The sequence below is a fragment of the Streptomyces sp. NBC_00459 genome (assembly GCF_036013955.1).
In the GTDB taxonomy this organism is placed as follows: domain Bacteria; phylum Actinomycetota; class Actinomycetes; order Streptomycetales; family Streptomycetaceae; genus Streptomyces.
Map to the genome: position 1 here is coordinate 3338955 of NZ_CP107903.1, position 13888 is coordinate 3352842.

The following is a 13888-nucleotide window of genomic DNA, read 5'->3' on the forward strand; positions in this document are numbered from 1 at the left end:
GAGGCAAGGCAGTTCACGTAGCGACCCGGTACGTCCGGCTCTCGTCCGCGGCGCCTAGGATCGCGGGATGCGTGCTGCTCGTACTCTGCGCTTTCGGGGGGCGGCGGTTGCCGCTCCCCTGCTCGTGGCCCTGTCGGCCGCCGTTCCCGCGGCGGCCGACTCCGTGAAGCTGCCCGCCGTGCGGTCCGCTCTGGGGGCTGACGAGTCCTGCGTCGCCGCCTCCGGTGAACAGGCCGGTGGCCTGCCGTGGGCGTCGGCGGCTCTCGGGCACGCACGGTCCCTGACGCTCTCCCAGGGCGCCGGGGTCACCGTCGCGGTGGTGGACACCGGGGTGAGCACGACCGCCGCAGGGCTGTCCGGGCGGGTGACCGCGCTCGGCGGCGCGGGCGAGGACTGTGTGGGGCACGGCACGTTCGCGGCCGGTCTGATCGCCGCGGCGGGGGCGGCGGACGGTGGCCCCGCCGGGCTGGCACCGCAGGCCGAGATCCTGGCCGTACGGGGCACGGACGAGCGCGGCAACACCTCGGCGGCCCGGGTCGCCGAGGGGATACGGAAGGCCGCCGACGCCGGGGCCTCGGTCATCTATGTCGGGGTGGCGCTCGCGGACGGCAAGGCGGAGCTGACGGACGCGGTCGGGTACGCGAGCCGCGAGGACGCCCTCGTCGTCGCGCCGCTCGCCCCCGACGCCCTGCCCAAGGACCGGGCCACCGGGGACCTCGTGGCCGCGGAGCCCTGGTACTGGCCCGCCGCGGCGCCCGGGGTACTGGCCGTGACCGGCTACGGTCCCGACGCCGGGCGGCCGGACAACGCGCCGGTGGTCTCCGGGGCAGACCTCGCTGCCCCCGGCGACTCCGTGGTCGGCCTCGGGCCCCGGGGGAAAGGGCACTTCATCGGCTCCGGTGCCTCGCTCGCCGCCGCGCACACCGCGGGGGCGGCGGCGCTGGTGCGGGCGCGGCATCCGGAGATGTCAGCGGCGGAGGTGTCCCGGCAGCTGACGGAGGCCGCGTATCCGGCCGCGCCGCCTCGACTGGATCCCTACGCGGCGCTCACCACCGTGCTCGCGGAGAAGGCGGGGGCCGTGCCCCGGCCCGCGAAGGCTGTCGTTCCCGCTGCGGTGTCGTCGGAACCTCGGCAGCGGGCGTTGGTCGTGGCGGGGGTGGGGGCGGGGGTGCTGTTGCTGGTCGCCGCGCTCGCGGTGGTGGTTCCTCGGGGGCGGGCGCGGGGGTGGCGGCCTGCGGGGTGAGGTTTCGCCCCCGCCGCCCCTACCCGTCCCATCCTGTTCCTGGGGGCTGCGCCCCCAGACCCCCCTTCGGCCCTGAACGGGCCTTGTCCTCAATCGCCGGACAGGCTCAAGTGCCCGGCGTCCCCCAGCACCGACGTCTGCACCTGGGTCGACTTCCGTCGTGTCACCAGTGTTCCCCTGCCCGGAGGGAGGTTGCGGCCCTTCAGGGAGCCGATGATGAAGCCCTCCGACGGGGGGCACGACAGCAGCAGGGTCGGGGTGTTGACCTCCAGCAGGCGGCGGAGGAGCGCCTCGCCGATACCGCGCCCCGCGCCCGCCGCCGAGCGGGAGACGATCAGGTGGATGCCGACTTCCCACCCGAGGGCGAGATGGTTGAGAAGGGGCTCGAAGGGGGCGTTCATCGGGCCGGTGCCGACCATGTCGTAGTCGTCGACCAGGATGAACAGCCGGGGGCCGTTCCACCAGTCGGCCTTGCGCATCCGGGCCGGTGTGATGTCGGGGCCGGGCAGCCTGGAGGTGACCGCGCGGGCCGCGCCCGAGACCATGTCCTTGAGGGCGTCGATGGAGACGGCGTGGCCGAGGCGGTACTCGTCGGGGACGGCCTCGACCAGTTCGCGCCGGTAGTCGACGACCATGATGCGGGCCTCGGCGGGCGAGTAACGGTTCATGATCGCCTGGGCCGCCACCCGCAGCAGGTTGGTCTTGCCGCTCTCCGTGTCGCCGACGACGATCAGGTGCGGGGTCTCGGTGAAGTCGTGCCACACGGTGGAGAGTTCCTGCTCCTCCAGGCCGATCGGCATCCGGAAACCGCCCGCGGGCGCGTCGGGGGCGGGCAGTTCGGCGACGGGCAGTCGAGTCGGCAGCATCCGGACCGCAGGGGCGGACGGACCCGGCCAGCTCTCCCGGACCGCCGCGACCAGCTCGGCGACCCCGTCCGTGAGGTCCTCCGCCGACTCGACCCCGTCGATCCGGGGCAGCGCGGTGAGGTAGTGCAGCTTGGTGTCCCGGGTCAGGCCCCGGCCGGGCATCCGGGGCACGGTCTTGGCGCGCCGCATGTCGATCTCGGAGTCCATCGGGTCGCCCATCCTGAGTTCCAGGTGGGTGGCGGCCTGGTCGCGGATGGCCGAGGTGAGCTCCACCCAGCGGGAGGTGGTGACGATCAGGTGGATGCCGTAGTTGAGGCCTCGCGCCGCGATCGCGCCGAAGGTCTGGATGTACCGGTCGAAGTCCTGACGCACCGTGGACCAGCCGTCGATCACCAGAAACACGTCGCCGTGCTGCTCGTCGGGGAACTCCCCGGCGGCCCGGCGGCGCCGGAACGTCGCCATGGAGTCGATGCCCTCGTCGAGGAAGAAGCGTTCCCGGGCCGCCAGCAGTGAGGTGACCTCGGCGACGGTCCGGCTCACCCGCTCGGTGTCCAGGCGGGCCGCGACGCCGCTCATATGGGGCAGGCCGGAAAGGCCGGCGAGTGTTCCGCCGCCGAAGTCCAGGCAGTAGAACTGCACTTCACGAGGGGTGTGGGTGAGCGCGAGGGAGGTCAGCAGGGTACGGACCATCGTGGACTTGCCGCTCTGCGGGCCGCCCGCGACGGCGATGTGGCCGCCCGCCCCGGAGACGTCGACGGTGAGCAGATCACGCAGCTGGTCGAAGGGGCGGTCGACGATGCCGAGGGGAATGGTGAGCTTGCCGCGGCCCGCCCAGCCGACGGCGGTGAGCCCCAGTTCGGGGTCCGGGGTGAGCGGCGGCAGCACCTGGTCGAGGGTGGCCGGCAGGTCCAGCGGGGGAAGCCACACCTGGTGGGCCGGGGGGCCCGCGTCGCGCAGTCGTTCCACGGCCACGGACAGCAGGGTGTCGCCGGTCTCCTCCGTCTCGGCGTCCGGGTCGGGGGCGGGGGCGGGCAGTTGCCGGGGCACGACATAGCTCGTGGTCCACGGCACGGTCTGGCTGGCCACCCGCACCTGGTGGGCGCCGCCACCCCGCTTCTCGTACGGGCCGGAGACGTACGCGGCGCGGAAGCGGGTCAGTTCCTCCACCCCTGACTTGAGGAAGCCGCTCCCGGGCTGCGGCGGCAACTGGTAGGCGTCGGGCACCCCGAGGACTCCGCGGCTCTCCATCGCGGAGAAGGTCCGCAGACCGACGCGGTAGGAGAGGTGGCTCTCCAGCGCGTGCATCCGGCCCTCGTCGAGGCGCTGCGAGGCGAGCAGCAGATGGACGCCGAGAGAGCGTCCGAGCCGGCCGATCATCACGAACAGCTCCATGAACTCGCGGTGTGCGGCGAGCAGTTCGCTGAACTCGTCGACGACCACGAACAGGCTGGGCAGCGGCTGCAACGGGACTCCGGAGGCGCGCGCCTTCTCGTAGTCGAGGGCCGAGGTGTAGTTGCCGGCGGCCCGCAGGAGTTCCTGACGGCGCATCAACTCGCCGTGCAGGGCGTCCTGCATCCGGGAGACCAGCGCGGCCTCACCGGCGAGGTTGGTGATCACGGCGGAGGTGTGCGGGAGTTCGTCGAGACCGAGGAAGGTGGCGCCGCCCTTGAAGTCGACGAGGACGAAGTTCAGCGTCTCCGAGGAGTTGGTGAGGGCGAGGGAGAGGACGAGGGTGCGCAGCAGTTCGCTCTTGCCGGAGCCGGTGGCGCCGATGAGCATGCCGTGCGGTCCGGTGCCGCCCTGCGCGGACTCCTTGATGTCGAGTTCCACCGGCCGGCCGTCGACACCGACGGCGATGGGCACCCGCAGCCTGCCGGCTCCGGTGTGCTGCTGCCACAGCCTGGCGGGTTCGTGCCGGTGCAGGTCGGGAATGCCGAGCAGGTTGGTCAGTTCGAGGTTCATGGACAGCGGTTCGGCGGCGTCCGCGCCGGTGCCCAGGCCCATGCGGTAAGGGGCGATCCGGCGGGCCAGGGCCGTCGCGCCGACCACGCCGAGGCTGTCGGGGCGGCCCAGCACGGTGGTCTGCTCCTTGCGGTCCCGGTCGGTGCGCACCAGCCCGAAGGTGTCCTTGGTGACGTCGAAGCGGAGCGTGACCCGGCCGGGCCGCCAGGCGAGCGCGCCCGACAGGTCCAGTACGACGGTGTTGCGGAAGCCGGGTCCCTCCAGCCGGTGTCCGGTCGGTACGGTGACGCCGTCCACGACGATCACGGTGAACGGTTCCTCCCGGCCGGGCACGGCGTCGGGGTCGAACTGGGGCCGCTCCTCGAACTCGGCGCCGAGGGAGTCCATCAGCTCGCCGAACGCGGAGAACGTCATCCGGGCGGGTCCGGCGCCGTCGGTGTCGTGCGGATGCAGGGCGTGCGGGAGCCACTTGGTCCACTCCCAGTCCGCGCGCCGTTCGTCGGACACGCACAGCGTGATCCACAGGTCGTCCGGCGAGTGGAAGGTGGCCAGTTGGGCGAGGACGGCGCGGGCCACGGAGCGGATGCGTTCCTCGTCGCCGCGGAACAGCACCCGTGCCCAGGCCCGCAGATAGATGGCGATGGGCTGCTCGGGCACGGTCGCGTAGGCGCGGATGAAGCTGCGCAGGGCGTGTGCGGCGAGCGGTTCCAGGTCCTCGACGGGGCTGGTGGAGGTGGGTGTGAGCTTCAGGCCCAGTTTCTGTTCGCCGACGGCCACCCGGACCTCGCCGAAGTCCTCGTCGCGCGGGCGGCGTTCCCACAGCCGGGTCGTGCCCACCATCGACCAGAGGGCGGCGGGTTCGGGGTGCCGCCAGGCCAGCGCCCGCTGCTGGTCGACGACCGCGCCGCGCACCTTGCGCCGGATCTGGCCGAGATAGCGCAGATAGTCCCGCCGTTCGCCCTTGAGCCGCTGCTTGCGTTCGCTGCTGCGGCGCATCGCCTGACCGACGATCATCGCCGCGGCCGCGACCACCATCACGCCCAGGGCGAGATAGATGAACCCGCCGCTGCCGCGGGTCATTCCGGGCCGCATGAACATGAACATCATGGACACGGACATCATCGCCATGGGGAGGTACGTCCACACGGCCGAGGAGTCGGGCACCACCTCGGGGAGCGCGGGCGGCTCCTGAAGGTTCAGCTCCCCGTCGGGCATCTCCGGCCCTCGGCGCCGGGCCGGGCGGCGGAACAGGACCACACTCAAGGAGCTTCTCCTTACGAGGACTTGCGGGGCGGGCGATGCCCGGGCGGGACGGTGCAGGAAGCCGGTCGGCGGATGGTCTGTGCCGGCTGCTGTCCCGGTGGCGGCTGAAGCCCGCGATGCAACTGATACTACGATCGTCATATCGAACGCCAACGACCGGTCCGCCACGGCAAGTTCGCGCCATCGCAAACCGGACCGGCCGGGCGCGATGTTCGGTGGGGCGTCGTCCGGCGTCCCGTCCAGGACACGGAAAGCACCTTCAGAGAAGCGTGAGCAAGCCCGATGACTGACACACAGATGGCGGAGCTGTGCCGACTGACGGTACGGGCCCCGGCCAAGACCATGGATCTGGCCGTGCCCGCCGACGTGCCCGTCGCGGATCTGCTGCCCGCGGTTCTCGGCTACGGCGGTGACGATCTCGAGGAAGCCGGGATCGACCACGGCGGCTGGGTGCTCCAGCGGCTCGGCGGCGAGCCGCTGGACGAGGAACGCACCCTGGACTCGTACGGCCTCAGGGACGGCGAGACGCTCTTCCTGCGGCCCCGAGCCGAGGCGCTGCCCGAGGTGCACCTGGACGACCTGGTGGACGGCATCGCCACCACCATGCGGGAGCGCCCCTACGGCTGGAGCCCCAAGGTCAGCCGGTGGCTGCTGCTCGGGGTCGCGATCGCGGTGCTCGCGGCCGGCATGCTGCTGATCGCGCTGCCGGGCGGCTCCGCGGCGCCCCGCGCGGTGTTCGCCATGGCGGCCGGGCTGCTGCTGCTCGCGGGGGCCGGCGCGGCGAGCCGGGCGGTCGGGGACGCGGGCGCCGGAGCCGCGCTCGGCTTCATGGTGGCGCCGTATCTGGCGCTGGCCGGCTGGCTGCTGCCCGGCGGGGCGTTGAAGGGCCCGGAGCTCTACGAGGTGCTGGGCTCGCGGCTGCTCGCGGCGACCGCGGCCGGGGCGGGCGGCGCGGTGCTCGCGCTGGCGGTCGTGGCCTCGTTCGCGGCGCTGTTCCTCGGCCTCACCGTGGTCTGTGTGTTCGGGGCGCTGGCGGCGGTGCTGATGCTCGCGGCGGATCTGCCGCCCGTGCATGTCGCCGGGGTGCTCGCGGTCGCGGCCGTGGTCCTCGGGGCGTTCGTGCCGTCGCTGTCGTTCCGTATGTCGGGCATGCGGATGCCGCCGCTGCCCACCAACGCCCAGCAGTTGCAGGAGGGCATCGAACCGCATCCCACCGCCACGGTGGCCGCCCGCGCCGTGCTCGCCGACGGCTGGATGACATCGTTGTACGGCGCGGTGGGCGTGGCCGCACTGGCCTGTCTCGCGGTGCTGGCCCGGGAGGACGACCTGCCCGAGACGGTCATGGCGGTGGTGCTGTCCCTGCTGCTCCTGCTGCACGCGCGGGGCCTGGGGAACGTCTGGCAGCGGCTGTCGCTGGTGGCTCCGGGCGTGGCGGGTCTGCTGGCGCTGGTCGTCGTCGCCGTTCCGCAGTCCTCGCCGGGGACACGGCTGGTGAGCGCGGCGGGTCTGCTGGCGGCCACGGCGGGTCTCGCCATCGCCTCCTGGACCGTGCCCGGGCGGCGGCTCGTGCCGTACTGGGGGCGGATCGGCGAGGTGCTCCACTCGGCCCTGGCGATCAGCCTGCTGCCGCTCAGCCTGTGGGTGCTCGGCGTGTACGGCGCGCTGCGGTCCATCAACGGCTGACCCGCCCGTCCAACGTCTGACGGACCGTCCAACGGCCGAACCGAAAGGGAACCAAGGCTGTCATGCAGTCCAAACGCGATCAGGTCCAGGCGCACATGTTCGTCATGGGGCGGCTGACTTCGAGCATGCTGCGGGCGGACCCGGACGCCCCGGAGAGCCCGCAGGGCCGGACCAACCGGGGGGTGGTCATCGGTGTGGTGATCGCCGTGCTGATCTCGGCCGGGGCGTTCGTCCTCGGTCTGCTCAAGCCGGGTACCAAGGACTCCTGGCAGGCGAGCGGGACCCTCGTGGTCAACAAGGACACCGGCTCCCGCTATCTCTATCTGGACGGCCGGCTGCGGCCGGTGCGCAACTACTCCTCGGCGCGGCTGCTGATGGGCGCCGACATGAAGGTGTCCATGGTCGGCGCGGCATCGCTGCGCGACACCCCGCACGGAGCGCCGGTCGGCATCGAGGGCGCCCCCGACGCGCTGCCCGGTGGCGGGGACCTGGACACCGGGCCGTGGCAGGTGTGCTCGGGCACCGTCTCCGGTTCGACCGGCACCACCCTCGCGGTGGGCGGGCAGACCGTCGCACCGGGCCTGCCCACCACGCGGGCGCTGCTGGTGACCGGGCCGGACAAGGCCGACTACCTGGTGTGGCGGGGCAGCAAACTGCTCCTGGCCGACGAGTCGAACGCGCGCGAGGCCCTCGGCTACGGCTCCACTCCGCGTACGGCGGTGTCGGCTGCGTTCCTCAACTCCCTTCCGTCCGGCCCCGATCTGGCCCCGCGGCCGGTGCGCGACGAGGGCTCGGCCGGACCGTCCCTGGGCGGGCGGAGCACCCGGATCGGTGAGGTGTTCCGGGTCACCGTGCCGGGTGCCGCCGAGCGCTACTACCTGCTGGAGCGCGAAGGACTGACTCCGCTCACCGCCACGGGGGCCGCGCTGGTGCTCGGCGACCCGGAGACCCGGGAGAAGGTGTACGAGGGCCGGGCCGCGCAGGTCGCGGTGCTGGGCGCGGACGCGCTGAACGGCCGACTGGCGCCGGGCGCGGGCGAGATGGCGCAGAACCCGGATCTTCCTGAGGCACCGCCGGAGGTGCTCGGCGTCGACGAGGACACGACCGCCTGCGTACGGATCGCGGCCGGCGCGGAGGGCCCTCGGATCAGCGTGGCCCTCGAAACGGCGGCGGCACTGGGCCCGGCCGCGCAGGCCCCGCCCGAGGGGCTGACGCCGGCGTGTCTGCCGGTCGCCCGGATCACCGTACGGCCCGGTGGCGGGGCGCTGGTGCGGGCCCTCGGGGCGGGCGGGAGTCAGGTCGGCGGCACGCTCTACCTGGTGACGGACACCGGGATGAAGTACCGGGTGGGTACGGCGAAGGCGCTGGCCGCGCTCGGTTACACGGAGGGTCAGGCGTACGGACTTCCCTCGCCGCTGCTGGCGATGCTGCCGACCGGCCCCGATCTCAGCACGGAGGCCGCGGCGGTGGGCGTGAGCGGTACGACGGCGCCGCGCTGCGAGAGCGGTCGACCGTGAATTGCCCCAACCACCCAGCCGGAAGGGCAAAGGTGACGTCGATCATTGTTGGATCAACTCACCCGTGCCTACGCTCACTTGGACCACTAGAATCCCAGGAGGCCCAGATCCATGGCACCTACAGGTAAGCAGCAGTCACAGGCGGATGCCACAAGGAACGGTGTGACCGCGCTGGAGCAGGCCTTCTCGGGTGTTCAGCGATGCCGCCAGGACGTCGAGAACATGAAGCACAACCTCTCCTCCGGCTATTCGGGCAGTGACGGTGGCGCGTTCCAGAAGCTTCTGGAGCGGTGGGACCAGCAGGCGGAGATCATCTCGAACAACCTGCAGAACATGATCGACACGCTGAACGAGACGCTCAAGGCGCAGGGCCAGCAGCAGGGTTCGAGCAACCAGGCCATCCAGGAGGCGTACAGCCGGTCCGAAGCGATCTTCGAGGCGCTGCGGGGCTAGGACAGGCCCCGACCGCGTTGCCCCGCCCCTGAACCGACCGCCCAGCGACAAGGACAGCCATGCCCGACTTCACCGACGGACTCATCTACGTCGACTACTCCCACATGGACAACGCCGCCGACGACATGGTCCAGCAGACCAAGGCGATCGACAGCATCCTCACCAACCTGGACTCGGAGCTCCAGCAGCTCAAGGAGACCTGGGAAGGTGATGACAAGAACGTGTACGGCGAGAAGCAGACGGCGTGGAACAACGCCGTCTCCGAGATGGAGCGGATTCTCGGCGAGAACTCGGCCCTGCTCAACGAGGTGTCCGACAGCTACCAGTACAGCGAGAAGTCCCTCACCCAGCTCTGGGAGAGCGTGCGCATCGGCGGCGCCTGACCGTGTATGAGGGCGGCACGCCCACCCCCGGCGGCCGTCCGTGTGCGCATCCCGCGGACGGCCGCCCCTCGTAACCCCTCGACGCGGGGCGGAACCTGACGGACGCAGAAGCAGGAGGAGTACGGAATGGCGAACACTCCCACGGTCAATCTGGACAAGGCGTGGCTGCAGAGCTTCCTCACCAAGGACGTGGGCCCGTTCAGGGAGGAGCTCCGCAGGATGGGCCTGCCGGACAAGTCACCGATCGACAGTGACGTGATCGTGCCGGCGCTGGCGGACCTCGTGGCGGACGGCGGAAACACGGCTGCCGGTTTCCTGGACGGGCAGGTGAAACCGATCGCGATCGGAACGATGGCGAAGGAGAGCGGCGGCCGGACCAACGGCGGGAACGTCTCGACGAAACTGGCCGAGCTGATCGAGCAGGTGACCGGAATCCTCGCGTTCCAGGGGGAGCTCTTCGCCGAGATCGAGGACGATCTCGAGGAAACCATCAAAAAAATGTTCAGTGCCCAGGATCAGAACATGGAAAAGATCGACGGCAAGAAGTTCGTGAACTTCTTCGAGGACGTGGACGACATCCTGTCCGAGGGCCCCGGTTCGGGCAGCGGGAACAACGACGACTGACCGTGGTGCCACGCCGGGTGCGTGGCCTTCACCCTCGCTCACCGGCACCTGAGCCCTTCTGATGGAAAAGGCCCTCTGGCATGGCGCTCGACCCCAGCAAAATCACCCTGGATCTCAACGCCAAGGACGACGTGTGGTCCGAGGCGGTGCATTATTTCACCGGCTACCCCGTACCACCCAGGAACGAACTCTTCAGCACACTGGTCGGCAACGAGGGCATTCCACTGATGAAGGTGGAGATCTCGACCATGGACTCCGTGGACTATGTGGACGACCAGGATTACGAATGGCTGTCCGACAACGCCGGATACAAGATCAACAACACCGACTTCGTCATCCCGTTCTACTCCGCGAGCGGCGGGGTGGGGTCGACGGTGTCGTACCACAAGGCGCGTATCACGCTGCTCGGGGACCTCACCGAGAGCAACGGTGAGCTGAGCGGCGGTGTGACCGAGGGCGGGAAGTTCACCAGCCACATCAACAACCATCTGGGGATGGACGGAAAGCCCACCTGGGACACCGGCCCGCTGAACCGGTACAGCTACGGCTCCGGGCGCGCCCTGGAGGCACTGCTGTGGAACCCCTCGGGCACACACGGCTTCTCCTGGGGCGGCGGGTTCGTCGCCGGCGCCGATTCCGTCACCCTCGGGAACTTCGACGTGGTGGCGGGGGCGTTCGACCGGGCGGCGAAGTTCTTCCTGGACCAGCAGAAGAAGGTCGAGGAGTGGCAGAGCAGACTCGGCACCGAGGAGAACGAGGCCTGGCGCGGCCAGGCGGCGGGTGTCTTCTGGGACCTCATCGACAAGCTCAACAAGCAGTACACCGACTACGCGGACGACATGAGCCCCAACGGGTCCTATTACTCGAAACAGGGAAATGAGATCCGGGACGCCAGGACGGCCCTCGAAAGGGCCGCCGCCGGTCTGCAGCGGGAATGGGCGAGTTGGGAATGGGAGGACGGCAACCCCTTGGTGCATCTGCACAAGATTTTGTCGTCGATCGTTGATTATACGTGGGACAACAACATCACGAAGATCACCTATGACGTCGAAGTCTACGGTGAATCCGTTTACACGACCTATGAGGCGGAAGAGGGTTTCAGCAACCAGGCCGTGCTCAAAGGCGGGTACAATCTGCCGGCGGAGTGGACGGGCAAGGATTTCGGTCCTCTGAAGGATCTCACCACCTGGGAGCACATCGGGAACCAGGCGATCCTGCTCTGGCAGAAGTCCGTCGAGGACAGGCTGGAAAAAGCGGCTGTCTCGGCGCTGGACTCCCTGCGGAACGCCTGGAGCAATTCGAGTTTCGACCTCGGCTCGGTCAAGTCGCGTCCCGGCGAAACCCTCAAGGAGGGATACACCGAGGACAAGACCGAGGTCGCCGAGGAGAAGGCGAACAAGGCGGCGGAGGATGCCGCCAAGGCCGCCGCGGCGGCGGCCAAGAAGCAGGAAGAGTTCATGCAGTGGCAGAAGGACCAGGCACTCAAGGCTGAGGAGCTGCGCAAGCAGGAGAAGGCGGAGGCCGAACGCAAGCAGGCCGAGGCCGAGGCCAAGCAGGCACAGAAGGAGGCGGAGGCCAAGGCCGAGCAGGAGCGCAGGGAGAAGGAGGCCGACGCCAAGCAGGCCGCCGCGGAGGCGAAGCAGGACCAGAAGGAGGCCGAGGCCAAGGCGGAGCAGGCACAGAAGGAGAAGGAGGCCGACGCCAAGCAGGCCGCGCAAGAGGCCAAGCAGGAAGCCAAGGAAGCCGAACAGGAGGCTAAGCAGGAGCAGAAGGAGAAGGAAGCCGAGGCCAAACAGGCCGAGCAGGAGGCCAAGCAGGAAGCCAAGGAGAAGGAGGCCGAGCAGAAGCAGGCTCAGGCGCAGGCTCGCCAGGAGCAGCTCCAGATCACTCAGATGAACCAGGCCAAGGCCGAGCAGGAGCGGCAGCGCAAGGAGCAGGCGCAGAAGGAGGCCGAGGCCGAGGCGAAGCAGGAGGAGAAGGAGAAGGAGGCCGAGGCCAAGCAGGCTGAACAGGAGGCCAAGCAGGAGGCGAAGGAAGCCGAGCAAGAGGCGAAGCAGGAGCAGAAGGAGAAGGAAGCCGAGGCCAAACAGGCCGAGCAGGAAGCGAAGCAGGACAGGCTCCGCACCGAGCAGGAGGCCAAGGCCGAGCAGAAAGAGGCCGAGCAGGAGGCCAAGCAGGCCGAGGCCGAGGCGAAGGCCGAGCAGAAGCAGGCCGAACAGGAAGCCGAGCAGGAACAGAGGCAGCAGGAAGCCGAGGCCAAGGCCGACCGGCTCCGCGCCGAGCAGGAGCAGAAGCAGGCCGAGGCGGAGGCGAAGTACGAGGCCGAACGGCGGTCCGTCCTCAACAACGGTGACCTCTCCCAGTTGTCGCCCACCGACATCGGCGGCCCGGTCAACGACGGTGTGCTGGACCTCGGTGGCGGCTCCCTCAACGACGGTGTGCTGGACCTTCCCGGCGGCGGTGAGACCCATGTCGACGCGGACGGCCGCGTGGTCACCGACTACCCGGACGGCAGCTCCACCACGATCGACCCGCTCACCCACACCTCGACCGTGACCCGGCCCGACGGCTCCACCATCTCCGGTCCCCTCAACTCCGGTGATCTGCTGACCAATCCGGACGGCAGCACCACACACCTGGACCAGGGCGGCCATGTCGTCACGGAGTTCCCGGACGGCACGGTCCAGACGATCGACCCGGACACCGGCACCACCACGGTCACCCACCCCGACGGCACGACGTCGTCCGGCAGCCTCAACGGCAACCTCAGCCTGCCCTCCGTCAACTCCCCTTCGTACGGCGGCTACGGCTCGTACGAGGAGGAGCTCTACGACGGCTCCCCCTACCAGTCGCCGCTGGACTACGGATCCTCTTCGGGGGCCCAGCAGAGCCCCACCCGCCAGCTGCTGAACGCCGGCGCCTTCCCGGGGCTCAGCACCAGTGGCTCGGACGTGTCGGGCAACGCCGCGAGCAGCGGGACGCCCGCGAGCGGAACGCCGATGGGCGGTGGCATGGGTGGCGGTATGGGCGGTGGCATGGGTGGTGCCGGAGGCGGGGGCGGCGGAGACAACGGCGAGCGCGTCCGTAACGTGTTCGACGGCGATGTGGTCAGCAACCGCCGCCCGAGGGCGGGCGCGCGGACCGGCCGCGGGGGTTACGCCGAGGACGAGGTACGGGTGGCGGCGGGCGGCCCCACCACCTCCGGCAGCACCCCGTTCCTCCCGGGGGCGGGCGGTGGCGCCGGCGGGCCCGGCCAGACCCGGACGCAGAGCGGTGACCGAGCCCGCGACGCATGGGAGCCGGAGGACGAGGACGTATGGGGAACGGACGAAGGGGGCGCGCCCGCCGTGATCGGCCGGTGAACCGGAGGACCACGGCCTTCTGGGCCCCGTACGGGATGACCACTGTCGAGCAGGGAGGTGTCAGTTGAGCGAGTCGATGGAGCGGAAGCTGTCCGAGGCGATGGCCGAACTGACCGCCATCCAGGAGGCGGTCGCCCGGGCCGAGAGCGAACTCAGCCGGGCCACGGCCACCGTGCGCTCCCGGGACCGCGTGGTGGAGATCACGGTCGGCCCGCAGGGCGAGCTGACCGGTCTGAGGTTCCTGGACGGCAAGTACCGCAGCATGCCCGGCCCACAGCTCGCGGCTTCCGTCATGGAGGCCGTGCAGGAGGGACGGGCCCGGATGGCGCGCAAGGTGATGGACACCTTCGCGCCGCTGACCGAGCGGCAGGGCGCCGGCGCGGGCATCTCGGGCATCGACATCGACTGGGAGCGGATGTTCGGCTCCGCGCTCGACCCGGAAGGCGGCAGCGGTTACGGGCGGCCGTCCCGGGACCGGCTGCGCGACGAGATCCATGAGGACCCGGACGACACCTCACCGAGGGGACGGTAG

9 protein-coding genes are annotated in these 13888 nt (G+C 70.4%); 8 read left to right on the top strand and 1 reads right to left on the bottom strand.

Going from position 1 to position 13888, the window contains the following annotated elements; translation table 11 throughout:
• Positions 1–67 precede the first annotated feature (67 nt).
• Positions 68–1243 (top strand): S8 family serine peptidase, encoded by a 1176-nt coding sequence (locus tag OHN74_RS14445; protein ID WP_327694979.1) that lies wholly within the window; start codon positions 68–70, stop codon positions 1241–1243.
• An 89-nt stretch (positions 1244–1332) separates the two neighbouring features.
• On the opposite strand, the gene eccCa is transcribed toward OHN74_RS14445, so the two are convergent.
• Positions 1333–5328 (bottom strand): type VII secretion protein EccCa, encoded by a 3996-nt coding sequence (eccCa, locus tag OHN74_RS14450; protein ID WP_327700117.1) that lies wholly within the window; start codon positions 5326–5328, stop codon positions 1333–1335.
• A 288-nt stretch (positions 5329–5616) separates the two neighbouring features.
• Between eccCa and eccD the strand changes: the two genes are divergently transcribed.
• The 7 genes from eccD (at position 5617) to OHN74_RS14485 (ending at position 13888) form a co-directional block, all read left to right on the top strand.
• A complete protein-coding gene (gene eccD / locus OHN74_RS14455; RefSeq protein WP_327694980.1) occupies positions 5617–7017 on the top strand; it encodes a type VII secretion integral membrane protein EccD in 1401 nt (466 codons plus the stop codon).
• Between the two features lie 62 nt (positions 7018–7079).
• Positions 7080–8534, top strand: coding sequence for a type VII secretion protein EccB (gene eccB, locus OHN74_RS14460; protein ID WP_327694981.1), 1455 nt, complete (start codon positions 7080–7082; stop codon positions 8532–8534).
• 111 nt (positions 8535–8645) lie between these two features.
• Positions 8646–8987: a WXG100 family type VII secretion target gene (locus OHN74_RS14465; RefSeq protein WP_327694982.1), complete on the top strand. Its 342-nt coding sequence runs from the start codon at positions 8646–8648 to the stop codon at positions 8985–8987.
• Positions 8988–9046: 59 nt separating this feature from the next.
• Complete coding sequence (locus tag OHN74_RS14470) at positions 9047–9370, top strand: WXG100 family type VII secretion target (RefSeq protein WP_327694983.1); 324 nt, start codon at positions 9047–9049, stop codon at positions 9368–9370.
• Positions 9371–9496: 126 nt separating this feature from the next.
• The gene (locus OHN74_RS14475) at positions 9497–9994 is read left to right on the top strand and encodes a type VII secretion system-associated protein (protein ID WP_327694984.1); all 498 of its coding nucleotides are present in this window, start codon (positions 9497–9499) and stop codon (positions 9992–9994) included.
• A gap of 80 nt (positions 9995–10074) precedes the next feature.
• Positions 10075–13356: an AAWKG family protein gene (locus tag OHN74_RS14480; protein ID WP_327694985.1), complete on the top strand. Its 3282-nt coding sequence runs from the start codon at positions 10075–10077 to the stop codon at positions 13354–13356.
• Between the two features lie 64 nt (positions 13357–13420).
• A complete protein-coding gene (locus tag OHN74_RS14485; protein WP_327694986.1) occupies positions 13421–13888 on the top strand; it encodes a YbaB/EbfC family nucleoid-associated protein in 468 nt (155 codons plus the stop codon).